Genomic DNA, 23,436 nt, shown 5'->3' with positions numbered 1-23,436 from the left:
GGCGGAGAAACCCTGCACAAGCCACGCTTGTGCAGGGTAACGGGATTACAGAACGTCGAGCAGCTCGACGTCGAACACCAGAACGCTGTGCGGCGGGATGCTGCCAACGCCTTGAGCGCCGTAAGCCAGTTCGCTCGGCACGTACAGACGCCATTTGCTGCCGGCATTCATCAGTTGCAGGGCTTCGGTCCAGCCAGCGATAACGCCGCCCACCGGGAATTCAGCCGGCTGGCCACGCTCGTAGGAGCTGTCGAACACAGTGCCGTCGATCAGCGTGCCGTGGTAGTGAGTACGCACGGTGTCTTCACGGGATGGCTTGGCGCCTTCACCTTGAGTCAGCACTTCGAACTGCAGGCCGGAAGCCAGCGTGGTGATGCCTTCTTTCTTGGCGTTTTCAGCCAGGAATGCCAAGCCTTCGCCAGCGGCCGCTTCAGCCTTGGCAGCGGCTTCGGCTTGCATGATCTCGCGGATCACCTTGAAGCTGGCGGACATGGCTTCCTGGCTTACACGGCTTTCCTTACCGGCGAAGGCGTCGGTCAGGCCGGCCAGGATGGCGTCCAGGCTGACACCCGGTGGCGGGTTGTCGCGCAGCTGGTCACCCAGCTGACGGCCGATGCCGTAGCTGACGCGGGTTTCGTCGGTGGACAGATTTACTTCGGACATGACACTGCTCCGCTGTGCGGACGGCCTCAGGACATGCCGTGCGTACACAGCGCGTCCCGGCGCGCCCGGAACCAAAAGGGCGAGCAGACTAGCACAGATGTTCCGGCATTGATCAGGCCCCGGGGGCCTACAGCGCGGATCGCCAGGCCAGCGGCACCTTCAGGCTTTCTTCGCCACTGGCACCAAGACCGCACATTTCATCGTGCACCGAGGTGTGCACCAGGTTGAACGGCAGTACCGGCAAGTTATGCAGCACATCCCGGGCATGTTCAACCGAACGCAGCGTCAGCATTTTCCCCTGCGGATCGCTCAGCGGATACGCCGCACCATGCATCCGGGCCTCCAGCAGATAGATCCCGCCTTCCATGGAGATCAGGTTCAGTTCGTCGACCTTTCTGGCGACGGCAAACGCATTCAACTCTTGCAGGTTCATAAACGCACCTCACGCGGTGGCGAGCCTTGAGACCTACAGGGATAGGCCTTGGCCGATCAAAGCACAAGCCACAAACGACACCGCCCGTCTGTTTCGCAACAGACGGGCGGTTTTGTTACAGCAATCGTCAGCTCATCAGTGCTTGGTGAGCTTGTCCAGATAACCCATGGCAAACGCCGAGATCACGAAGGTCATGTGGATGATCACGTACCACATCAGGTGCTCGGGATCGACGTTCTTGGCATCCATGAAGATCCGCAGCAGGTGGATCGAGGAGATCGCCACGATCGACGCCGCCACTTTCATCTTCAGCGACGAGGAGTCCATGGTGCCCAGCCAGCTGAGCTTCTCTTTGCCTTCATCGATGTTCAGCTCGGACACGAAGTTTTCGTAGCCGGAAATCATCACCATCACCAGCAAGCCGCCAACCAGCGCCATGTCGATCAGCGACAGCAACACCAGAATCAGCTCGGACTCGGCCATGGAGAAGACGTTGGGAATGACATGAAACACTTCCTGGAAGAATTTCAATGCCAGCGCCAGCAGCCCGAGGGACAGCCCGATGTAGATCGGCGCCAGCAGCCAGCGCGTGGCGTACATTGCATTTTCGATAAAGCGTTCCATTGACTCTCACACAAGAAGGGTTGAAATCGGCGGCGAGTATACCAGCCGCCCATGACAGCCAGAAACCGCCCGGAAATCCGCCACCTGCGTGTGTGTGTCAAAGTTTTTCTGCTAGTGTCCAAACCATTGACAGCCCAGCGACAGTGCACAGGAAGACTGGAAATGGATGTGCGATTGCCGATATCGACTGCCGGAATTTGTTTCGCCCTGTTGCTTGGCGGTTGTTCGCCCGGCGATGAAAAACCCGCCGTCAGTCTCGAAGAAAAGACTGCGCAGTTCGAGCAGTCGCTGGACGCCATCACCGACCCCAAACTCAAGGACGCCGTAACCGAACTCGGCGGCTCGCTGTTGTTGCTCGAACGCGCGCAACAGAAGCTCGACAACAAACCGCCCCGCACCGAATACGGCGAAGACGCCCTCGGCGTACTCCGGCATTACCCGACACCCCAGGCGCTGGTCGACACGTTCATCAATGGCCTGTTCGTGCTGCACAAGGATTCCAGCTCCGATTACCTCACCGATCTGCAACCGGTGTTCCCCTTCGTGCTCAACATCCCCGGCGGCTTTCTGTTCCCCCATGGCGTGGAGTGGCACTCGGTCACCCTGAGCAACAAACGGGTGATCGCCTATCAGCCGGAATGGTCGGAAACCGATCCGGGCATTCAGTTGAGTCCGTCCAGCTCCAACGTCACCAACCCCGATGACCTGACCGTCACCTACCCGTTCATCGAAGGGCTGAATGTCGACAAGAAGAACCTGCCGCGTCCGGTCAGCCTGCAAGGCCAGGTGGAAGTCATCGCCCCGAAACGCCTGCACAGTTTCAATCTGGATAAAAAGGACGTCGGCCAGACCCGCTCCGACGGCAATCTCAGCGTAACCCTGCTGAAACTGGACACGCACTACGCCGAACTCGAGTTCAGCAACCAGCTGCCGCTCGCCCCGGAAGTCGCCAACATCCGACTCAATCCGTTGATCGTCCAGGCCCGCGACTCGACGGGCCAGTATCTGGTGCGTGCCGGCGCCATCAACGAAAATCCCGAGCAGGTGGCGTTCTATCAAAAACAGCTGGCGTACCTGCAACAGCAAAAAGCCTGGAGCGAGACGCTCGAAAAGAAGCTGGACGATGAACAACAGGCCTTTGAACAGCAGCATCCGCGCCACTACAACAAGGTGTACTTCAACGGCCCGATCGACAGCCTCGAAGTCAGCCTGCTGGATTTTTCCGAAGCGACCGTCACCCGCAAAGCTCTGGATCTGCCCGTGCGCGAATTCGATCCGCACACCACGGAAAAAACCGTTCAGCCGCTCGACCTGCCGATCACTGTCTACGACGATCAGGCGCCCGAATGGCTCAAAGGCGCGTCCCTGACTGAAGAACAGCTGAAAAGCGGCGTTCATATCCGCCAGTCGGTTGAAGAGCCGAGCGCCGCGCGCATCGAATTCGACCACCGCAAAACCTTCAACGATGAAATGCTCGGCGACGACTTCAGCCCCGGCGAAAGCCCGGTGACGTTCTTCACGGAAAAGCACAACGGCAAACTCGACGAGCCGATCGAACTGCCGCCCGAGGCGTATCAGGTCGATCCACTACAGGCGACCATCACCTACGACCTGAACCTGTTCCCGGAAACCCCGGCGATTGCCGTCGGCTCGATGCCCTTGTTCCTGGCCACGGTGGACAAACAGGTTTATGAAGCCAAGGCCCTGCCCAAGGGTCTGGAAATCAGGAACAACGCGTTGGTGGTGGATTTGAAGCGATACCCGGCCAACGAATGGCGATTCTTCGTCAAGGACGACAGCGGTCATTACCTGAAGCAGATTCTGTCGGTCAGCCACGACGCGAGCGCCGAAGGGCCGGCGTTATTCGGCGTGCATTATTTCTACGGCCGTCCGACGCGCGTGGAAACCTACCAGCGAACCGACCTCGCCACCGTGCAATACGGCTTTGAGGTCAAACTCGACAAAGCGCAGACCCAGGGCGCTGCACCCTGATCGACACTGATGATCGGCACTCTAGTGATCGAAAGTGCCGATGCTGCGTCCGCGTCCACCGTTGATCTGCCGCAACTGCGCCTGCAGATGCAACGACCAGATCTGTGGATCATTGGCCAGCTCATAGCCATGCATCGTCAGGCTTTCAACGATGGTGTCGAGAATCGACTCGGCGGCGATCGGCCCGTGAAACGGGCCCTGGGCCTTGATGGCGGAAGGTTGTTCACCGGCCATGCCGGCGGCGAAGAGCAACGTCCACATGCCGTTATCGCCGGCCAACGGCTTGATGGCGCATTCGATACGGGTCACGAGACCCAGGCATTGACGGGTAAGACAGAGGTTGCGCGACATGGCGGCGACCCTCGGTAAAGCCGGTGTTCAGCCCTTGCTGAAGAGCTGTTTCGATCCAGTGATACTGTCGATGTCCTTGAGCAGAGAATAGAAGAAAAGTCCGGCGCGCAAGCCGCACAGAACCAGAAGGCGCCGAATGGTCATTGTGTGAATATTGACGCCAGAGTGATGGCACTTTTGCCGACGTTCGCGACAAAACAAAAACGGGAGCCAAGGCTCCCGTTTTTTGACTGCCGCTGACTCAGGCCGGCTTGGCCTCCGCCAGCGCCTCCTGCGCCAGTTCCTTCTCGACCTCTTTCAGATCCTCTTCGCTGATCATCTCGGCAATCACCCGCAGGCGCTCCACTACCCGCGCGTTGACGCTGCCTTCCGGGAATTCGCCCTCTTCGTTCGGCTCACCGGCCGGCTCGCCCACCAGCAGGCTCAACGCTTCGTCGGCCTGACGCACCGCGTAAACGTGGAACTGCCCGGCACGCACCGCCGCCAGTACTTTCTCATCGAGCATCAAGGTGGCGACGTTGGCCTGCGGAATGATCGCGCCCTGTTCGCCCGTCAGCCCGCGTGCTTCGCAGAGACGGAAGAAGCCTTCGATCTTCTCGTTGACCCCGCCCACCGCCTGCACTTCACCGAACTGGTTGATCGAGCCGGTGATCGCGAAGCACTGCTTGAGCGGGGTTTTCGACAACGCCGAAATCAGCGTGCACGCCTCGCCCAGCGACGCACTGTCGCCATCGACGTAGCCGTAGGATTGCTCGAGCGCGATGCTCGCGGAAATCGCCAGCGGGAATTCCTGGGCGTAACGGCTGCCCAGATACCCGGTGAGGATCATCACGCCCTTGGAGTGAATCGGCTGGCCAAGGTTGACCTCGCGCTCGATGTCGACGATGCCGCTGCCGCCCGGGTACACCGTGGCGGAAATCCGCGCCGGCACACCAAACGCCGAGTCGCCGACTTCGAGCACGGTCAGCCCGTTGCACTTGCCGACTGCGGCGCCGTCGGTGTCGATCAGAATGATCCCCGCCAGCATGTCATCGAGAATCCGCGCCGACACCCGACCGGTACGAGTAGCCTTGGCCTTCAGGGCACGCTCGATGTGGCCGGCGTCGGTCATTTCATCATTGGCCAGATGCCGGATGAAATCCGCCTCGCTGACCAGCTGGAACAGATCGCCGATCCGCGCCGACAAACGCCCCTGGTGTTCGGCCAGACGCGCACTGTAAGTCGCCAGACGCGCCACCGCGTCGGCGGTCAGCGGCGCCATGCCTTCTTCCGAAGTACGGGTTTTCAGCAACTGGGCGAACTGCTCCAGGCTTTCGTCGACCATCGGGATGTCTTCGTCGAAGTCCACCAGAACGCGGAACATCTCCTGGAAGTCCGGATCGAGGTCCTGCAACGTGTAATACAGCTGACGGGCGCCGATGATGATCACTTTGACCTGCAACGGAATGTGCTGCGGGTTGAGCGTCACGGTGGCGAAACGGCCCATCTCGCCCAGCGGCGATTCCATCTTCAGCTTGCGCGATTGCAGGGCGCGCTTCAGCGCATCCCATACGAATGGCTCGCCGAGCATTTTTTCCGCTTCAAGAATCAGGAAACCGCCGTTGGCGCGGTGCAGTGCACCCGGACGCAACTGGCGATAGGTGGTGTAGAGCGCGCCCTGATCGGTGGTGTACTCGATACGGCCGAACAGGTTTTCGTAGGTCGGATGCGGCTCGAACACCACCGGCGCACCGCCGCTGGCTGGATGACCAACCACCAGACTCGGGGCGTATTGCTCTTCCAGCAGCTTGCGGGCGACGGCGTCGGTCTTGCTGTCATCGACCAGTTGCTCGACCACGGTTTTCAGCAGATAGACCTGCATCGCTTGCAGGTAACCGCAGACGGCAGCGTTTTCCGCGTACTTCTCCGACAGCGGTGCGAGCAAGGGCTGCAAGGCCAGGGTGATGGTTTCTTCGTTGAGCTGACGCAGTTGGTTGCTCGACTCGCGCTTCCACTGCGGCAGGCTGGCGAGTTCTTCGTTCAGGCGTTCTTCGAGGCCGGAAATATCGTCGTGAAAGCGTTCGCGCTCGGCTTCCGGCAACTGGGCGAATTCGGCTTCGTCCAGCGCCTTGCCTTCAAGCATCGGGGTGAAGGCGATGTTGCTGCTGTCGCGGTACAGGGCGACGTCTTTTTCCAGGGCCAGACGTTCGATGACGTCCAGCGCCTTGTCGTAGCGCTGGTTGAAGGCGCGGTCGATGGCGCTCTTCTTCTGCTGGTAGGACGGGTGTTCGAACACCGCAGGAAAGGTCGCCAGCAGGTTATCGATCAGGCCGTTGATATCGCCGATGAAGGCACCCGCGCTGCCCGACGGCAATTCCAGGGCGCGGGGCTCGCGCGGCTCATCGAAATTGTTGACGTAGACCCAGTCCGCCGGGGTCTGCAGGCGTTTGCCTTCGGCCTTCAGGTAGCGTTTGACGAACGAGAAACGGCCGGTGCCGGGCTCGCCCATGACGAATACGTTGTAACCGGGGCGTGGCATGGCCACACCGAACTGCAAGGCTTCGACCGCACGTTCCTGGCCGAGCACACCGCGAAAGGGCTCCAGATCATTGGTGGTAGTGAAGCTGAACTGTTCAGCGGAAAACGGACGGGTCAGCGCTTCGGGCGCTAGACGCAAGCTGGCAGCAACAGGATCAGGCATCGGGCTTCCTTAACAATCAGGCGGGGCAGATAGCGGCATTCTGGCGCTGCCCGAGCCCCACTGGCAAGGCGCGCCACACGACAAAGCATAGACAACCGGCCAACCATGACCCTGCCCCAGTGAAACCGGGGTTATCACCAAATCTTTTGTAAAAAATCACGGAACCCCGGGAACGTGCCTAAACTCCAAACTGCGCGGCTGGAACTAATACCGGCCCACTGGCTTCGTTTTGATCTGTTTCGTACAGAGCTTGGGGGGCCAGAACCCTGTCCATTGGTATGCACATAAAGAGAACAAAGCTATGAAACGGATTCTTCTCGGTACTCTCTTCACCGCTGTATCCATCAACGCAATGGCGCAAGCTCCAGGCGGCCCGGATTGCGGTTGGGGCAACATGCTGTTCGAAGGTCAGCGTGGCACTCCGGCTCACTTCCTGGCATCCACCACCAACGGCACCTCCGGCAACGCCACGTTCGGCATGACGTCCGGCACCAACGGTTGCTCCACCAACGCTTCGCTGACCTATGGCGGCAAATCCTGGTTTGCCATGAATGGCATGATGAACGAGCTGTCCGAAGACATGGCAAAAGGCAACGGCGAAGCGCTGACGACCTATGCCGTGGTACTGGGCGTGGCGCCGGAAGACCGTGCGCACTTCGCCGCCGTCACTCACGAGCACTTCCAGCAGATCTTCAGCAAGGCTGACGTGACCGCTGAAGACGTGCATACCAACACCCTGGCCGTTCTGAAGGCAGACCCACGTCTGGCCAAGTACGCGACTCAGGCTTAAGCTCGACCCACCCGCTTCTTTCGGGAAGCGGGTTTTATTTTTTCGGCCCGCCCTCCTTGGGTCTTTGTTTCTTTCGACTTAAGTTGCCATTTATGCTCAAACGCCTTGCCTGGTTGGCGCTGTGTGTCTGCGCCCCGCTGTCCGCCGCGCCTCACATCGACCCTCAACGTTTGCAGCAACTGGCCAACGACCGCTTCTGGATTTCCCTAGGTCATTACGAAACCGCCAAGCTCGGTGGCTGGCGCAGCTACGTCAGCGACAAAAAATTCTTTCTTGCCCCCGATGGCAACGAACACCCCGACCACGAACTGGCCGCCACCGTGCAAGCGCTGTACGCCCCGGCCAGTCTCGGTGAGCAACACGCCCAGTGCGTTTACCCGGCACGCACCCGCTGGTTGAAAGATCAACTCAACCTGACCGACTTGCCGACGCCGGACTGCGCCGAATTCAAGAAGTGGTTCAAGGACGTCTCGCCCCACAGCGCGGTGATGATTTTCCCGGCGGCCTACCTCAACAGCCCGTCGTCGATGTTCGGCCACACCCTGCTACGCATCGACCAGGCTGACGTACAAAGCGACAAGACTTCGTTGCTCAGTTACGCGATCAACTTCGGTGCCTACATCGAAGGTTCGGACAACAGCATCCTGTACGCCTGGAAAGGCCTGATGGGCGGGTATCCGGGGCTGTTCGCGCTGGTGCCCTATCAGGAAAAACTCTCGGAATACCGCAGCCTGGAAAACCGCGATCTGTGGGAGTACCGGCTCAATCTGACGCAAGCCGAAACCGCGCGAATGGTCGAGCATGTGTGGGAGTTGAAGCAGATCCAGTTCGACTACTTTTTCTTCGATGAAAACTGCTCCTATCGCCTGCTGGAACTGTTGCAGGTGGCGCGCCCGAGCCTGCGCCTGACCGAGCAATTCCCGCTGACGGCGATCCCCACCGACACCGTCAAAGCGGTGAAGGAAGCCGGGCTGGTCGAGCACATCGAATATCGTCCGTCCCGCGAGCGCGAACTGCTCAGCCGTGCCGAGCCCTTGAGCGGCGAAGAACAGGACTGGGTGCTGAAAGTCAGCGCCGACCAGCAGCAATTGCAGGATCCAGCCTTCCAGGCCCTGCCCCGGGATCGCCAGGCGCTGATTGTTGACGCGGCGTATCGGCTGGAGCGCTACCGCGCCAACGGCCAGGAGCGTGATCCACAGCGGGCGCAGCGCAGTTTCGAACTGCTGCGGGCGATCAACAAGAACCCGGCGCCGGAGCTGCAAATTCCACAACCGGGTCTGCCCGAGGACGGCCATGAATCGCGCACCTGGCAGGCCGGTCTCGGCACTCGCGGTGACCGCGCATTCGGCGAGTACGGCTTGCGCATGGCCTATCACGACCTCAACGACAACGCCGAGAGTTTCCCCCTCGGTGCGCAGATCGAAATTCTGCAGATGAAGCTGCGCCAGTACGAAGGCAATCACTGGCAATTTCAGCAACTGGATCTGGCGACCATCCGCTCGTTGACGCCGCGCAACGCGCTGTTGCAGCCGCTGTCGTGGCAGGTCACCGGTGGTCTTGAACGTGTACCGGGCAAGCATGATGACGAGACGATGGTCAGCCACGTCAACGGTGGCGGCGGCGGAACCTGGGCGTTGGGTGACGATGTGCTGGGTTTTGCCCTCGGCACGGTGCGCGTTGAACACAATAATGATTTCGCCGAGTTCGTTTCCCCCGCCGGCGGTTTCAATACCGGCGTGTTGTGGAAAAACCCGTTGGGCAATCTCAGCCTGGAGGCCAAAGGCGATTACTTCTTCAATGGTGAAGTGCGCCGTAGCCTGAGTCTGAACCAGCAGTGGGAATTGTCGCGCAACCTCGGCCTGCGCCTGAGTGCCCAGCGCGAGTTCAGCCACCTGGCAACGCCGGAGACCGAGGTGATGCTGGAAGTGAAGTGGTATCACTACTGAGGTTTTGATCTTTCTTTCACCCCCCATCGACGAATCCGCTTCTAGACTTTCCCTATCAGCCGTTTAACGGCCCGGGAGAGTGTGATGTGGCGGTGTGCGGTTTTTGCGGGTGTGTTGCTGGTGCTGGGTGGCTGTCAGAGCACCCACGAAGATCTGATCGCCAAGGGTTATCCACCGGCGTTCGCCGACGGTTTCGATGACGGGTGCATCAGCGGTCGCCAGGCGGCCGGCTCGATCAGCGGCGAGTTTCGCAAGAACGTGCCGCGCTATCTCAAGGACAAGCAATACGCCGAGGGCTGGAGCGACGGCTTCCGCCAGTGTCAGGCGATGCTGGAAAACAAGGATCGCGAACAGTATCGCAACGAGCACTGGGACGAACGCGAGCGCGCCTGGCAGCAGGAAAAGGATCAGGGCGCAGCGCGGGCCTATCGTTCACAGTAGGTCGCTTCCAGACATCCAGCGAAACCTTTTGCCTGCGACCATGGCCCAACGGCTATAACAGGAGCCCATCATGAGTCGCGCCTTCGTCAACGAAGACAATGCCGCTGCGCAAGCCGATCAGCCGGTCGAACGGCAGGTCAGCACGCAGCCCAATTACGTCACGCCGCAAGGACTTGCCCAGTTGCAGGCGAAACTCGCCGAACTGCAAACCCTGCACGCCGAACAGTCCGCCAAGGGCGAACAGGCCGACAAGCAGCGGCTGGCCGATCTCGAACGGGATTTGCGTTATTTCAATCAACGGGTTGCCAGCGCTCAGGTCGCGCCGGCCCCGACGTCGAACAACAAGGTGCAGATCGGCAGTTGGGTGACCTACGCCGACGAACACGACACCGAGCGTCGGGTGCAACTGGTCGGCGAGGATCAGGCCGATGCGGCCAACGGCCTGATCAACTGGGCTTCACCGCTGGGCCGTGCGCTGCTTGGCGCGCGGCTCAACGATGAAGTGCTTTGGCAGCGCCCGGCCGGTGATCAACTGATTGAAGTGATCCGCATCGAGCGCTCTTGAGCACCGTTGCTTAAACCACGCCTTGCGCCAGCATCGCGTCGGCGACTTTGACGAAGCCCGCGATGTTCGCGCCTTTGACGTAGTTGATCCGGCCGTTTTCCTCACCGTAATGCACGCAGGCGTGGTGGATCGACTGCATGATTCCGTGCAGCTTGCTGTCCACCTCGCCGCCGGTCCACAGCAGGCGCATGGCGTTCTGCGACATTTCCAGACCGCTCACCGCCACGCCGCCGGCATTCGATGCCTTGCCCGGCGCGAACAGAATGCCGGCTTCGATAAAGAGATCCACAGCCTCGAGGGTGGTCGGCATGTTCGCGCCTTCGGCCACGCAGATGCAGCCGTTGCGCAGCAAGGTGCGGGCGGATTCCGCGTCGAGTTCGTTCTGGGTCGCGCATGGCAGCGCGATGTCGCACGGCAACGACCATGGCAATTGACCGGCGCGGAACTCCAGGCCGAATGCCGCCGCCAATTCGCTGATCCGTCCGCGCTTGACGTTCTTCAGTTCCAGCAGCGCCAGCCACTGTTCTTCGCTCAGGCCCGCCTCGCAATAGAGCGTGCCTTCGGAGTCGGACAGGGAAATCACCTTGCCGCCCAGGTCCATCACTTTGCGAGCCGCGTATTGCGCGACGTTGCCGGAACCGGAGATCGCCACGCGTTTGCCTTCGACGGTCTGCTCGCGGCGCTTGAGCATTTCCTCGGCGAAGTACACGCAACCGAAACCGGTGGCTTCCGGGCGGATCAGACTGCCGCCATAGGTCATGCCTTTTCCGGTCAGCACGCTGGTGAACTGGTTGCTCAGGCGTTTGTACTGGCCGAACAGGAAACCGATCTCTCGTGCGCCGACACCGATATCACCGGCCGGCACGTCCACATCGGCACCGATGTGGCGGTACAGTTCGCTCATGAACGCCTGGCAGAAACGCATGACTTCGGCGTCGCTCTTGCCCTTCGGATCGAAGTCCGAACCGCCCTTGCCGCCGCCCATGGGCAACGAGGTCAGGGAGTTCTTGAAGGTCTGTTCGAAGGCGAGGAATTTCAGTACGCCCATGTTCACCGAAGGGTGGAAACGCAATCCGCCCTTGTACGGGCCGATGGCGCTGTTCATCTGGATGCGGAAACCGCGATTGACCTGAACCTTGCCCTGATCGTCGACCCACGACACGCGGAACACCACCGCCCGCTCCGGCTCGCAGATGCGCTCCAGAATCCCCGAGGTCAGATAGTGCGGATTGGCTTCGAGAAACGGCCACAGGCTGCGCAGGACTTCTTCGACGGCCTGGTGGAATTCGGGTTGATCCGGATCGCGTTTTTTCAGACGGGCGAGGAAGGATTCGACGGATTCGATCATGGGAAAAGTCTCGGCAGATTTGTTGTCGTTGGAAGCGATTGAGCCGGACTGTAACAAACGACATGTACACAGCAACAGACAAAAATGTCGCATTTATGAAAACAAATAGTACACAAGGTATAAAACAGCCTGCATTGCAGGCAAAAAAAAGCGGAGCCCGAAGGCTCCGCTTTTTCATGCAACCAACCCGTAATCAGGCCAGCTTCTTGTGGCGTACCCGGTGTGGCTGGGCCGCTGCTTCGCCGAGGCGCTTTTTGCGATCGGCTTCGTACTCGGTGTAGTTGCCTTCGAAGAACACCGCCTGCGAGTCGTCTTCGTACGCCAGGATGTGAGTCGCGACGCGGTCAAGGAACCACCGATCGTGAGAGATCACAATGGCAGCGCCCGGGAAGTCCAGCAGGGCTTCTTCCAGGGAACGCAGGGTTTCAACGTCGAGGTCGTTGGACGGTTCGTCGAGCAGCAGGACGTTGCCGCCCTCCTTCAGGGTCAGCGCCAGGTGCAGACGACCGCGCTCACCACCGGACAGGTCCTTGACGAACTTCTGCTGATCGCCGCCCTTGAAGTTGAAGCGACCGACGTAGGTACGCGACGGGATCTCGTAGTTGCCGATGCGGATCTGGTCGGAACCGTCGGAGATCTGCTGGAACACGGTCTTGCTGCCGTCCAGATCTTCGCGGCTCTGATCCACGCAGGCCAGTTGTACGGTTTCGCCGATTTCGATGCTGCCGGAGTCCGGGGTTTCCTTGCCCATCAGCATGCGGAACAGGGTCGACTTACCGGCACCGTTACCGCCGATCACGCCGACGATGGCGCCTTTCGGCATGGAGAACGACAGATTGTCGATCAGCACGCGATCGCCGTAGCCCTTGGTGACGTTCTTGAATTCGATGACCTTGTCGCCCAGGCGCGGACCGGCCGGGATGTAGATCTCGTTGGTTTCCGAACGCTTCTGGAATTCCTGCGACTGCATTTCTTCGAAGCGTTGCAGACGTGCCTTGGATTTCGACTGGCGGGCCTTGGCGCCTTTGCGCACCCACTCCAGTTCTTCCTTCATGGCTTTTTCGTGAGCCGATTGCTGCTTGGATTCCTGGGCCAGACGATCGGACTTGGCTTCCAGCCAACCCGAGTAGTTGCCCTCGTAAGGAATGCCCGCGCCGCGGTCGAGTTCCAGAATCCAGCCGGCGACGTTGTCCAGGAAGTAACGGTCGTGCGTGATCGCTACCACAGTGCCCGGGAAGTCGTGCAGGAAGTGTTCGAGCCACGCAACGGAGTCGGCGTCCAGGTGGTTGGTCGGTTCGTCGAGCAGCAGCATGTCCGGGGCGGACAGCAGCAGACGGCACAGGGCCACACGACGTTTTTCACCACCGGACAGGTGCTCGACCCTGGCGTCCCAGGCGGGCAGACGCAGCGCATCGGCGGCGACTTCCAGCTGGCGCTCCAGGTTGTGACCGTCGCTGGCCTGCAGGATCGCTTCGAGCTTGGCCTGTTCGGCGGCCAGCTTGTCGAAGTCGGCATCCGGGTCGGCGTAAGCGGCGTAGACCTCGTCCAGACGCGCTTGCGCATCCTTGATCACGCTGACCGCTTCCTCGACCACTTCACGCACGGTCTTGGTCGGATCCAGTTGCGGCTCTTGCGGCAGGTAACCGATGTTCAGTTCCGGCATCGGGCGCGCTTCGCCTTCGAACTCGGTGTCGACGCCGGCCATGATTTTCAGCAGCGTGGATTTACCCGAACCGTTGAGGCCGAGTACGCCGATCTTGGCGCCGGGGAAGAAAGACAGCGAAATGTTTTTCAGGATTTCCCGCTTCGGCGGAACAACTTTGCCCAGCCGATGCATGGTGAAGACGTATTGAGCCATGGAGAACCTTGGGTCAGTGACAGATGAATGATTGGAGCGCAGGCGATGCCCGGCCAGACCGATGCGCGTCGTTCACTTGATGGTCATCAATGCGTGCGCGCTGAAAAAGTCTGAGTCTAGGAGCTGGAACGCTCCCGCGTAACCGGCAAAGCTACCTGAATGACCGGTGGCAGTCCAGCCGAGTGGGGCTGGCACTTCGCCACAACTCAAGGCATGCTAGCCGCCCTTGGGCGTCCGGCTTATAGTGCACGTCGCGCCAGTCCAGCCAGACCGCAGGATTACAGCTTGTCCAACGTCACTCCGCCAGCCTCTGTGAGCAGCACCCAACCGGCGCCCGGCTCGTCCCTGCGCGGAACATTGAAAGGCGCGCTGGCGACGCTGGTGCTTTTGCTGCTGGCGCTGCTGTTCTGGCAGCTGCTCGATCAACTGCGTGAAACCCAGAAAAACCAGCGTCAGTACACCATCGACTACACCGCTGACCTCGCCGCACAGGTCAGCCTGAACATGGCGTTGAACGCGCAGATCGCCCTCAACCTGCTACCGATCGTCGAACAACCGCAGTCGGCCGACGAACAGCAGGCGCTGCTGCGCAAACTTCAGAAGTCGCTGCCCGACCTGCGCAGCCTGGCCCTGCTCAGCCCCTCCGGAAAAATCCTCAGCGACAGCGCGACTGACAGCCAAGACGCCGATTACCTCAGCGATCTGGTACGCCGCAGCCGCGCTCAGGCGCATTATTTCAGCAATGACGACGACGGCTCGGTGGTGCATCTGCTGTTGCATCAGGCCAGTGGCAGCACTCGCGGTTACTGGGCACTGCGGCTGACACCCACCTTCTTTAAAGCACTGACCAAACAAGGCGAAACCGGTATCCGTCCCCTGTGGCTGGTGGAAAATCGCATCAACCATCAGATCATCAGCCGCGACGAAGCGATGCCCATCGGCAGCACCAGCGTCCTGACCCCGGACGATCTGGCCAACAGCGTGCTGACCGTGCCGCTGAGCAGCAGCGACTGGCAACTGCGTGGCCTGTTCGACCGTCAACATGTGCTCGAACAACTGCTGCCGGCGTTCATCGGCAAATGCCTGTTGGGCCTGGCGCTCTCGCTGCTGCCGTTCATCGCGCTGCTCAATATGCGCCGCCGTCAGCGTCAGGTGCATGAAGGGCGTCGGCGTTATCAGGATATTTTCGAAGGCACCGGCGTGGCGTTGTGCGTGCTGGATCTTTCGGGGCTCAAGCTGATTTTCGAGAAAGCCCAGATCCAGACCAGCGACCAGCTCAAGGCCTGGCTCGACCAGCCGGCGCAGCGCCAGCAATTGCTCCACGAACTGCGGGTCACCGAGGTCAACCAGGTCGCGCTGCAACTGCTCAATGTCAATTCCTGCGATCACGCCTGGCAACTGTTGATCGACGGTCAGCCGCACAGTCAGTGCGCCATCGGCAATCAGGTGCTCGACGCCGTGCTCCAGCAGCAAAAGCAGCTGGAACTGGAAATCAAACTCCCGGACATCAATGGCCGCGACCAGCACCTGTGGCTGGTGCTGCGCCTGCCGCAGGAACAGCACGACTACAAGGCCGTGATCCTGAGCATCAACGACATCACCAGCCGCAAGCTGATCGAACTGTCGCTGCTGGAGCGCGAAGGTTTCTGGTCGGACGTGGTGCGTACCGTGCCGGATCACCTGTATGTGCAGGACGTGATCAGCCAGCGGATGATCTTCAGCAACCACCACCTCGGCCAGACCCTCGGTTACAACCGCACCGAGCTGCATCAGATGGGCGAGTACTTCTGGGAAATCCTCCTGCACCCTGAAGACGCCGACTATTACCATCGCTCGCGGCAGATGCAGCGTCACGCCGGTTACAGCCAGTTGTTGCAATGCCAGCTGCGCTTCCGTCATCGCGACGGCAAGTGGCGGCGCTTCGACATTCGCGAACAGGCGCTGGCCCGGGACAAGCACGATCAGGTCACGCGGATCATCGGCGTGGCCAAGGACATCACCGAGCAGATCGAAGCCAGCGAATCGTTGCGCGACAGCGAACAACGCTACCGGATGCTCGCCGAAAGCATCAGCGACGTGATCTTCTCCACCGACAGCAAGCTGTCGCTGAACTACGTCAGCCCGTCGGTGCAAGCCGTGCTGGGTTACGACGCCGAGTGGATTTTCCAGAACGGCTGGCAATCGACCATCGCCAACCCGCAGCAACTGAGCGGCATCTATCACCTGATGGATCGGGTCAGCAAAGCCTTGGGCAAACCCGAGCAACTGGTGATTTTGCGCAGCCAGGTGCAGACCCAGTTGTTCCTGTTCGACTGCCTGCGCGCCGACGGTCGCAAGATCCCGATCGAACTGCGCTTGGTGCTGGTATGGGACGAACATGGCGCCTTCGAAGGCGTGCTCGGGGTCGGTCGCGATATCAGCCAGCAGCGCCGTGCGGAGAAAGACCTGCGCATGGCGGCCACGGTATTCGAGCACTCGACTTCGGCAATCCTGATCACCGACCCGGCCGGTTACATTGTCCAGGCCAACGAGGCGTTCAGCCGGGTCAGCGGTTACGCGGTGAGCGAAGTGCTCGACCAGTTGCCGAACATGCTGACCGTCGACGAACAGCAGGACGCGCACCTGCGCTACGTGCTCAAGCAGTTGCATCAGCACAGCACCTGGGAAGGCGAAGTCTGGCTCAAGCGCCGCAATGGCGAGCACTACCCGGCGTGGGTCGGCATCACCGCCGTGCTCGACGACGAGGGCGACCTCGCCAGTTACGTGTGCTTCTTCAGTGACATCAGCGAGCGCAAGGCCAGCGAGCAGCGGATCCACCGCCTCGCCTACTACGACGCCCTGACTCACCTGCCGAACCGCACGCTGTTCCAGGATCGTCTGCACACCGCGCTGCAATCGGCCGAACGGCAGAAGTCGTGGGTGGTGCTGATGTTCCTCGACCTCGACCGATTCAAACCGATCAACGACTCCCTAGGTCACGCCGCCGGCGACCGCATGCTCAAGGACATGGCCACGCGGTTGCTGGCCTGCGTCGACGATGACGACACCGTGGCGCGGATGGGCGGCGACGAATTCACCCTGTTGCTGCAACACCGCTCCAGCCGCGAGATGGCGCTGAACCGGGCGATCCACGTGGCCGAGCAGATTCTCGCCAGCCTTGTACGGCCGTTCGTGCTGGAGGGTCGCGAATTCTTCGTCACCGCCAGCATCGGCATCGCCCTGAGCCCGCAGGACGGCAACGAACTCAGCCAGCTGATGAAGAACGCCGACACCGCGATGTACCACGCCAAGGAGCGCGGCAAGAACAACTTCCAGTTCTATCAGGCCGACATGAACGCCAGTGCGCTGGAGCGTCTGGAACTGGAAAGCGACCTGCGCCACGCGCTGGAGCAGAACGAATTCGTGCTGTACTACCAGCCGCAGTTCAGCGGCGACGGCAAACGCCTGACCGGTGCCGAAGCCCTGCTGCGCTGGCGTCATCCGCGTCGCGGACTGGTGCCGCCGGGGGATTTCATCCCGGTGCTCGAAGAACTCGGGCTAGTGGTGGACGTCGGCGACTGGGTGATCAGCGAGGCCTGCCGTCAGCTGAAGACCTGGCACCAGAGTCGCGTGCGCGTGCCGAAGGTCTCGGTGAACATTTCCGCCCGGCAGTTCTCCGATGGCCAGCTCGGCACGCGGATCGCCACCATCCTCAAGGAAACCGGCCTGCCGCCGGCGTGCCTGGAGCTGGAGCTGACCGAAAGTATTCTGATGCGCGAAGTCAGCGAGGCGATGCAGATCCTTGCCGGCCTGAAGAACCTCGGCCTGAGCATCGCGGTCGACGACTTCGGCACCGGTTACTCGTCGCTGAACTACCTCAAGCAATTCCCGATCGACGTGCTGAAGATCGACCGCACCTTCGTCGACGGCCTGCCGTCCGGCGAGCAGGACGCGCAGATCGCCCGGGCAATCATCGCCATGGCCCACAGCCTGAATCTGGCGGTGATCGCCGAGGGCGTGGAAACCCATGAACAACTGGACTTCCTGCGCGAGCATGGTTGCGACGAGGTTCAGGGTTATCTGTTCGGGCGGCCGATGCCGGCGGGACGGTTCGAGGCGCAGTTCAGCAATGATGCGCTGTTCATGTTCGACTGAAGACCAGCGGCGTGATCTTCGCGAGCAAGCTCGCTTCCACAGGGATTGATGTCGATCACAAAATCGCGGGCCGGCCTCAGTTATTGTGCGAACCGGCTGGTCAGCGAAGGCCGGCACGGACGCCACATATCTGGTCATGAACGCCACTTGTCTGCGACATGATGTCGTTTCATATGCCATCCAAAACCCGATGGGTTAGAATGCCCCCCTTTTCTGCCCCCGATCCTTGAGGACCGCCATGTTCAGCCGTGATTTGACTATTGCCAAGTACGACGCCGATCTTTTTGCCGCCATGGAGCAAGAAGCCCAGCGCCAGGAAGAACACATCGAGCTGATCGCTTCGGAGAACTACACCAGCCCAGCGGTGATGGAAGCTCAAGGCTCGGTACTGACCAACAAGTACGCCGAAGGCTACCCGGGCAAGCGCTACTACGGTGGTTGCGAGTACGTCGACGTCGTTGAGCAACTGGCCATCGACCGCGCCAAGGAACTGTTCGGCGCCGACTACGCCAACGTTCAGCCGCACGCAGGTTCCCAAGCCAACGCCGCTGTCTACCTGGCCCTGCTGTCGGCCGGTGACACCATCCTGGGCATGAGCCTGGCTCACGGCGGTCACCTGACCCACGGCGCCAGCGTTTCCTCCTCCGGCAAGCTGTACAACGCCATCCAGTACGGCATCGACGCCAACGGCCTGATCGACTACGACGAAGTCGAGCGTCTGGCGGTTGAACACAAGCCGAAAATGATCGTGGCCGGTTTCTCTGCCTACTCGCAGATCCTCGACTTCCCGCGCTTCCGCGCCATCGCCGACAAGGTTGGCGCCTACCTGTTCGTCGACATGGCTCACGTAGCCGGTCTGGTCGCCGCTGGCGTCTACCCGAACCCGGTTCCGTTCGCTGACGTCGTGACCACCACCACCCACAAGACCCTGCGCGGTCCACGTGGTGGCCTGATCCTGGCCAAAGCCAACGCCGACATCGAGAAGAAGCTGAACTCCGCCGTATTCCCGGGCGCCCAGGGCGGCCCGCTGGAGCACGTGATCGCCGCCAAAGCGATCTGCTTCAAGGAAGCACTGCAGCCGGAGTTCAAGGCTTACCAGCAACAAGTGGTGAAAAACGCCCAGGCCATGGCCGGCGTGTTCATCGAGCGCGGTTTCGACGTGGTTTCGGGCGGTACTGAAAACCACCTGTTCCTGCTGTCGCTGATCAAGCAGGAAATCTCCGGTAAAGACGCCGACGCCGCTCTGGGCAAAGCGTTCATCACCGTGAACAAGAACTCCGTGCCAAACGACCCACGCTCCCCGTTCGTCACCTCCGGTCTGCGCTTCGGTACTCCGGCTGTGACCACTCGCGGCTTCAAAGAGGCTGAGTGCAAAGAGCTGGCTGGCTGGATCTGCGACATCCTGGCTGACCTGAACAACGAAGCGGTGATCGACGCCGTTCGTGAAAAAGTCAAAGCCATCTGCAAGAAACTGCCGGTATACGGCGCTTAATTGCGACGGTAAAACCGCAGCATGAAAAACCGGCCAGTGATGGCCGGTTTTTTTTCGCCCGCAAAAAAGTTTCGGACTGCGAATAGCTCAAGGTCGGGGCTTGGCGCCCAACTGGTCAGACCGGTCATGCCAATTCGTCATTTTTCACTTGCGATCCCTAAAAAACCGCGCCTAGACTGCACCCGCACTGGACATACCGGTAAGACCACAATAATTAAGTCCTGAATCTGATGCGCCCCGCGCACGGCAGCCAGGACACCGACCAGGATTCCTCCCATGCTCAGATGGTGCTCGCGTTCAATCTTCCTCCAAGTGGTTCTCGGACTGGTGCTCGGCATCGTCTGCGGGCTGACCCTTCCTGAATACTCGGCCCAGCTCAAACCGCTCGGCGACGGTTTCATCAAACTGATCAAGATGCTCATCGGCCTGATCGTGTTCTGCGTGGTGGTCAGCGGCATCAGCGGCGCCGGCGACCTGAAGAAGGTCGGGCGCATCGGCCTCAAGTCGGTGATCTACTTCGAAGTGCTGACCACCATCGCCCTGGTGATCGGTCTGGTGTTCGCCTTCACCACCGGGATCGGCAGCGGCGCCAACATCCATCTGGAGCAGCTGTCCGCCGCCGACATGGGCGACATCGCCGAACGCGGCCAGCACATGCACACCACCACCCAGTTCCTGATGGACCTGATCCCGACCTCGGTACTCGGCGCCTTTGCCGACAACAACATTCTACAAGTGCTGCTGTTCTCGGTGCTGTTCGGCAGCGCGTTGAATCTGGTGGGCGAAGCGGCTTCCGGGATCTCGCGGCTGATCAACGAGCTCAGCCACGTGATCTTCCGGATCATGGGCATGATCGTGCGTCTGGCACCAATCGGCGTGTTCGGCGCCATCGCCTTCACCACCAGCAAATATGGCCTGGATTCGCTGCAACACCTGGGCAGTCTGGTCGGTTTGTTCTACCTGACCTGCATCGCTTTCGTCAGCGTGATTCTGGGTCTGGTGATGCGTGCCTCCGGTCTGCGCATGTGGCCGCTGCTCAAGTACCTGCGCGAAGAACTGCTGATCGTCATGGGCACCGCCTCCTCCGACGCCGTGCTGCCGCAGATCATGCGCAAGCTTGAACATCTGGGCATCGGCAGCTCGACCGTCGGGCTGGTGATTCCCACCGGTTACTCGTTCAACCTCGACGGTTTTTCGATCTACCTGACCCTGGCCATCGTATTCATTGCCAACGCTACCGGTACGCCGCTGGCCATGACCGATCTGCTGACTATTTTGCTGGTGTCGCTGATTACCTCCAAAGGTGCCCACGGCATTCCGGGGTCGGCGCTCGTGATTCTCGCGGCCACGCTGACGGCCATCCCGGCGATTCCGGTGGTCGGTCTGGTGCTGGTGCTGGCGGTGGACTGGTTCATGGGCATCGGTCGCGCGCTGACCAACCTGATCGGCAACTGCGTCGCCACCGTGGCCATCGCCCGCTGGGAAAAGGACATCGACGTGCAGCGGGCGAACAAGGTGCTCAACGGCGAGCAGGGCTATAACTTTCAGCCGAGAAAAACGGTCGCTCAAGCGGCGGCCAAAGAATTCTGAATGAGCGCCGTGCCTGCGCCAATGCAGGCTCGGCTCATGGAGCGAACACGTGATTACTACATCAACCGTCGTCAACTCAGTGGTGGAAAAACTCCGGGCCGCGCTGGCCCGTGGCCAGTGGCGCTCCGGCGAGATGCTACCGGGGCAGCGCGAGCTGGCCGAGCAACTGGGCATCAGCCGCCCGAGCCTGCGTGAAGCGGTGATCGTGCTGGAAACCCTCGGTCTGGTGCGCTCGATGCCGGGCAAAGGCGTGGTGGTGCTCGACGCGCAGGCCAGTGACACTCAAAGCCACGACAGCGCAGTGGCCGGCGCAAGCCTCGAAGACGTGCTGCAACTGCGCTACACCCTCGAACCGTTCATTGTCGGTCTGGTAGCGCAGTCGATCAGCAGCAAGGAAGTCGGGCAGTTGCGCCTGACCCTGATGGACATGCGCGAAGCCCTCGAAGCGGGTGACAGCGAGGCCGGGGTCAGCGCCTACATCGCGTTCCACGAGGAGCTGTTCACCCTGACCTCGAACCCGATTTTCCAGAGCGTGGTGCAACAGACCAGCAACGCCCTCAAGCAAAGCGCCGAAGTGCTGCGCAATTCGCCGGAGCACCTGGCCGAACGCCTTGAGGAAAACGAAGCCGTGGTGCGCGCGATCCGCAGCAAGAACAGCGCCCAGGCCAGCGCCGAAATGCGCCGGCACATTTTGCGTGAAGGCCAGCGGATGGGTATCGAGCTGAATATTCCGGATGACAACCTGAGTCACTGAAACGCCTCACACTGGAGACCGGCCATGAACAGCCTTGCCACGCCATCGCACCCTCGCTCGACCTCGGCGGCCCTGCCCTTCTCCCGCCTGCACGCGCCGGTGGACGACCTGTATCCGCGCCTGTTCGACGCGATTCTCGAACAGCGTATCGATGCCGCCAGCCGTTTCACCGAAGAAAGTCTCAAGCAGATGTTCGGCGTCAGCCGCGCCGATGTGCGTCGGGTGCTGACTCAACTGTCCCACGAACAGATCATCGTACTGCGGGCCAACCATCGACCACGAGTGGCTGCGCCGGATGCCGAGCAGACACGTCAGGCCCTGCACGCCCGGCGTCTGGCCGAGAACACGCTGGTGCGATTGGCTTGTCAGCATGCGCAGGCTGAAGATCTGAAGCGCCTGCGAGCGTTGATCGAACGGGAGCGTCAGGCTGTGGATAAAGATCGGCGCGGGGCGGCGATTCGCTTGTCCGGGGAGTTTCATTTGCAGGTAGCGAAAATGGCGCGGAATGCACCGTTGGCGCATTTTCTCGGCACGTTGGTGCCGCTGACCTCACTGGCGATTGCGCGATGCACAGAAACCACGCACAGCTGTTGCGGCTGGCAGGATCACGCCCGGATCGTCGAGGCGATCGAGCGTGATGACGCTGCCGAGGCGGTGTCGCTGATGAACCGTCATCTGGATCACCTGGAGCAGACGATTCTCAGCGGCTCCACTCACTGAAAGCGCGGCGGACTCAGTTCGCCGCCACCTTGGCAAAACCCGCCCGGATTTTCTCTTCCGGCAAATCGTCGGCGATAAACACGATCACGCTTTCCCGCGCCTCGCCCTCGGCCCACTCGGTATCCCAGTCGAAGCCGTAGAGTTTCAGCACGCCCTGGAACACCAGCCGCCGATCTTCACCCGCAATGTTCAACACACCTTTGTAGCGCAGCAATTGCTTGCCGTGCTCTTCCAACAGTTCATTCATGAATTCGCTGAGCTGATCGATATCCAGCGGCTGATCGGTACGCAGCACCAGACTGGAAATCCGGTCGATGGATGGCGCCTTGCTCACCGGCCGCAGACTCACCCCGCCGCCGAGATCGGCATTCAGGTTGAAACCGCGCACATCGAGCAATTCGGCCAGATCGATGTTGCCGTGCTCGACCACGCGGATCGGTGCACGGCGGTTGATGCGAGTCAGGCGTTCGCTAAGCGCGGTGAACGCAGCCTCGTCCACCAGATCGGTCTTGCTCACCAGCAAGCGGTCGGCAAAACCGATCTGCGCCTGGGCGATGGTCTGGGTCAGGTGCAGTTCGGCGTGAGCGGCGTCGACGAGGGTGATGATGCCGTCGAGCAGATAACGTTCGCGCAGTTCTTCGTCGATGAAAAAAGTCTGCGCCACCGGAGCCGGGTCGGCCAGGCCGGTGCATTCGATGACCAGCCGATCGAAGGCGATTTCGCCGCTGTCCAGTCGTTCAAGCAGCAGGTACAAGGCCTTGGTCAAATCGGTGTGGATGGTGCAGCAGACGCAGCCGTTGGCCAGGGTCATGACTTGCACCGGCTCGTCGCCCAGCAATTGGGTGTCGATGCCGGCGTCGCTGAATTCGTTTTCGATCACGGCGATTTTCAGGCCGTGCTCGGCTTTCAACAGATGGCGCAGCAAGGTGGTCTTGCCGGCGCCGAGGAAACCGCTGAGCACCGTGACCGGGATGGGAGAAGACAAACTCGATCTCCTTCAATTGCACAAATAAAAATGGGAGCAGGCCGAAAGACCTGCTCCCACCTATCTCTGC

General features: G+C 60.8%; 18 protein-coding genes. 10 read left to right on the top strand and 8 right to left on the bottom strand.

The window, feature by feature from the left end; translation table 11 throughout:
- Nucleotides 1-45: 45 nt before the first annotated feature.
- From bamJ to AC07XZ_RS07770, 3 genes are all read right to left on the bottom strand, one after another.
- Nucleotides 46-663, bottom strand: coding sequence for a BamJ family beta-barrel-assembly machinery protein (bamJ, locus tag AC07XZ_RS07780; protein WP_007950965.1), 618 nt, complete (start codon nt 661-663; stop codon nt 46-48).
- Between the two features lie 127 nt (nt 664-790).
- Nucleotides 791-1,096 (bottom strand): DUF6482 family protein, encoded by a 306-nt coding sequence (locus AC07XZ_RS07775; RefSeq protein ID WP_074691490.1) that lies wholly within the window; start codon nt 1,094-1,096, stop codon nt 791-793.
- Between the two features lie 135 nt (nt 1,097-1,231).
- A complete protein-coding gene (locus tag AC07XZ_RS07770) occupies nt 1,232-1,720 on the bottom strand; it encodes a TIGR00645 family protein (RefSeq protein ID WP_007950967.1) in 489 nt (162 codons plus the stop codon).
- A gap of 162 nt (nt 1,721-1,882) precedes the next feature.
- On the opposite strand from AC07XZ_RS07770, the gene AC07XZ_RS07765 reads away from it, so the two are divergent.
- Nucleotides 1,883-3,712, top strand: coding sequence for a hypothetical protein (locus AC07XZ_RS07765; protein ID WP_102686321.1), 1,830 nt, complete (start codon nt 1,883-1,885; stop codon nt 3,710-3,712).
- Between the two features lie 21 nt (nt 3,713-3,733).
- On the opposite strand, the gene AC07XZ_RS07760 is transcribed toward AC07XZ_RS07765, so the two are convergent.
- Both AC07XZ_RS07760 and AC07XZ_RS07755 read right to left on the bottom strand, forming a co-directional pair.
- A complete protein-coding gene (locus AC07XZ_RS07760; protein WP_007950969.1) occupies nt 3,734-4,063 on the bottom strand; it encodes a PA4575 family protein in 330 nt (109 codons plus the stop codon).
- A 241-nt stretch (nt 4,064-4,304) separates the two neighbouring features.
- A complete protein-coding gene (locus tag AC07XZ_RS07755) occupies nt 4,305-6,743 on the bottom strand; it encodes a Lon protease family protein (RefSeq protein ID WP_102686322.1) in 2,439 nt (812 codons plus the stop codon).
- 301 nt (nt 6,744-7,044) lie between these two features.
- On the opposite strand from AC07XZ_RS07755, the gene AC07XZ_RS07750 reads away from it, so the two are divergent.
- The 4 genes from AC07XZ_RS07750 (at nt 7,045) to AC07XZ_RS07735 (ending at nt 10,485) form a co-directional block, all read left to right on the top strand.
- On the top strand, nt 7,045-7,533 hold the full coding sequence (locus AC07XZ_RS07750) for a DUF3015 domain-containing protein (RefSeq protein WP_007950971.1): 489 nt from the start codon (nt 7,045-7,047) through the stop codon (nt 7,531-7,533).
- A 92-nt stretch (nt 7,534-7,625) separates the two neighbouring features.
- The gene (locus AC07XZ_RS07745; protein ID WP_102686323.1) at nt 7,626-9,479 is read left to right on the top strand and encodes an Lnb N-terminal periplasmic domain-containing protein; all 1,854 of its coding nucleotides are present in this window, start codon (nt 7,626-7,628) and stop codon (nt 9,477-9,479) included.
- Between the two features lie 84 nt (nt 9,480-9,563).
- Nucleotides 9,564-9,920 (top strand): hypothetical protein, encoded by a 357-nt coding sequence (locus AC07XZ_RS07740; RefSeq protein WP_102686324.1) that lies wholly within the window; start codon nt 9,564-9,566, stop codon nt 9,918-9,920.
- A 70-nt stretch (nt 9,921-9,990) separates the two neighbouring features.
- Nucleotides 9,991-10,485: a GreA/GreB family elongation factor gene (locus AC07XZ_RS07735; protein ID WP_102686325.1), complete on the top strand. Its 495-nt coding sequence runs from the start codon at nt 9,991-9,993 to the stop codon at nt 10,483-10,485.
- Between the two features lie 10 nt (nt 10,486-10,495).
- Here the strand turns inward: AC07XZ_RS07735 and gdhA are convergent, their stop codons facing one another.
- A complete protein-coding gene (gene gdhA, locus AC07XZ_RS07730; RefSeq protein ID WP_085747705.1) occupies nt 10,496-11,833 on the bottom strand; it encodes an NADP-specific glutamate dehydrogenase in 1,338 nt (445 codons plus the stop codon).
- 193 nt (nt 11,834-12,026) lie between these two features.
- Nucleotides 12,027-13,691 (bottom strand): energy-dependent translational throttle protein EttA, encoded by a 1,665-nt coding sequence (gene ettA / locus AC07XZ_RS07725; protein ID WP_102686326.1) that lies wholly within the window; start codon nt 13,689-13,691, stop codon nt 12,027-12,029.
- Nucleotides 13,692-13,976: 285 nt separating this feature from the next.
- Between ettA and AC07XZ_RS07720 the strand changes: the two genes are divergently transcribed.
- The 5 genes from AC07XZ_RS07720 (at nt 13,977) to AC07XZ_RS07700 (ending at nt 22,381) form a co-directional block, all read left to right on the top strand.
- The gene (locus AC07XZ_RS07720; protein ID WP_102686327.1) at nt 13,977-17,825 is read left to right on the top strand and encodes a sensor domain-containing protein; all 3,849 of its coding nucleotides are present in this window, start codon (nt 13,977-13,979) and stop codon (nt 17,823-17,825) included.
- Nucleotides 17,826-18,063: 238 nt separating this feature from the next.
- Nucleotides 18,064-19,317 carry a serine hydroxymethyltransferase gene (gene glyA, locus AC07XZ_RS07715; protein ID WP_007950978.1) on the top strand — a complete coding sequence of 418 codons (1,254 nt, stop codon included), beginning with the start codon at nt 18,064-18,066 and terminating at the stop codon, nt 19,315-19,317.
- Nucleotides 19,318-19,593: 276 nt separating this feature from the next.
- Nucleotides 19,594-20,907: a C4-dicarboxylate transporter DctA gene (locus tag AC07XZ_RS07710; RefSeq protein WP_085747703.1), complete on the top strand. Its 1,314-nt coding sequence runs from the start codon at nt 19,594-19,596 to the stop codon at nt 20,905-20,907.
- A gap of 49 nt (nt 20,908-20,956) precedes the next feature.
- Nucleotides 20,957-21,661 (top strand): FadR/GntR family transcriptional regulator, encoded by a 705-nt coding sequence (locus AC07XZ_RS07705; RefSeq protein ID WP_102686328.1) that lies wholly within the window; start codon nt 20,957-20,959, stop codon nt 21,659-21,661.
- A 24-nt stretch (nt 21,662-21,685) separates the two neighbouring features.
- On the top strand, nt 21,686-22,381 hold the full coding sequence (locus tag AC07XZ_RS07700) for a GntR family transcriptional regulator (protein WP_102686329.1): 696 nt from the start codon (nt 21,686-21,688) through the stop codon (nt 22,379-22,381).
- A gap of 13 nt (nt 22,382-22,394) precedes the next feature.
- Here the strand turns inward: AC07XZ_RS07700 and yjiA are convergent, their stop codons facing one another.
- Nucleotides 22,395-23,366 carry a GTPase gene (yjiA, locus tag AC07XZ_RS07695; RefSeq protein WP_045121631.1) on the bottom strand — a complete coding sequence of 324 codons (972 nt, stop codon included), beginning with the start codon at nt 23,364-23,366 and terminating at the stop codon, nt 22,395-22,397.
- Nucleotides 23,367-23,436: the final 70 nt, after the last annotated feature.

It is taken from the genome of Pseudomonas sp. GW458-11-26-14-LB4 (assembly GCF_059423925.1).
Note: the sequence above shows the minus strand (reverse complement) of the source record. Positions and strands in the feature narration are given on the sequence as shown.

Bases quoted from the DNA above. Each gene is read 5' to 3' on its own strand.
- AC07XZ_RS07740 (WP_102686324.1), top strand. From the start codon at position 9,564: ATGTGGCGGTGTGCGGTTTTTGCGGGTGTGTTGCTGGTGCTGGGTGGC.
- AC07XZ_RS07745 (WP_102686323.1), top strand. From the start codon at position 7,626: ATGCTCAAACGCCTTGCCTGGTTGGCGCTGTGTGTCTGCGCCCCGCTG.
- AC07XZ_RS07760 (WP_007950969.1), bottom strand. From the start codon at position 4,063: ATGTCGCGCAACCTCTGTCTTACCCGTCAATGCCTGGGTCTCGTGACC.
- AC07XZ_RS07710 (WP_085747703.1), top strand. From the start codon at position 19,594: ATGCTCAGATGGTGCTCGCGTTCAATCTTCCTCCAAGTGGTTCTCGGA.
- ettA (WP_102686326.1), bottom strand. From the start codon at position 13,691: ATGGCTCAATACGTCTTCACCATGCATCGGCTGGGCAAAGTTGTTCCG.
- gdhA (WP_085747705.1), bottom strand. From the start codon at position 11,833: ATGATCGAATCCGTCGAATCCTTCCTCGCCCGTCTGAAAAAACGCGAT.
- AC07XZ_RS07755 (WP_102686322.1), bottom strand. From the start codon at position 6,743: ATGCCTGATCCTGTTGCTGCCAGCTTGCGTCTAGCGCCCGAAGCGCTG.
- AC07XZ_RS07735 (WP_102686325.1), top strand. From the start codon at position 9,991: ATGAGTCGCGCCTTCGTCAACGAAGACAATGCCGCTGCGCAAGCCGAT.
- AC07XZ_RS07750 (WP_007950971.1), top strand. From the start codon at position 7,045: ATGAAACGGATTCTTCTCGGTACTCTCTTCACCGCTGTATCCATCAAC.
- AC07XZ_RS07700 (WP_102686329.1), top strand. From the start codon at position 21,686: ATGAACAGCCTTGCCACGCCATCGCACCCTCGCTCGACCTCGGCGGCC.
- bamJ (WP_007950965.1), bottom strand. From the start codon at position 663: ATGTCCGAAGTAAATCTGTCCACCGACGAAACCCGCGTCAGCTACGGC.
- AC07XZ_RS07770 (WP_007950967.1), bottom strand. From the start codon at position 1,720: ATGGAACGCTTTATCGAAAATGCAATGTACGCCACGCGCTGGCTGCTG.
- AC07XZ_RS07765 (WP_102686321.1), top strand. From the start codon at position 1,883: ATGGATGTGCGATTGCCGATATCGACTGCCGGAATTTGTTTCGCCCTG.
- AC07XZ_RS07775 (WP_074691490.1), bottom strand. From the start codon at position 1,096: ATGAACCTGCAAGAGTTGAATGCGTTTGCCGTCGCCAGAAAGGTCGAC.
- glyA (WP_007950978.1), top strand. From the start codon at position 18,064: ATGTTCAGCCGTGATTTGACTATTGCCAAGTACGACGCCGATCTTTTT.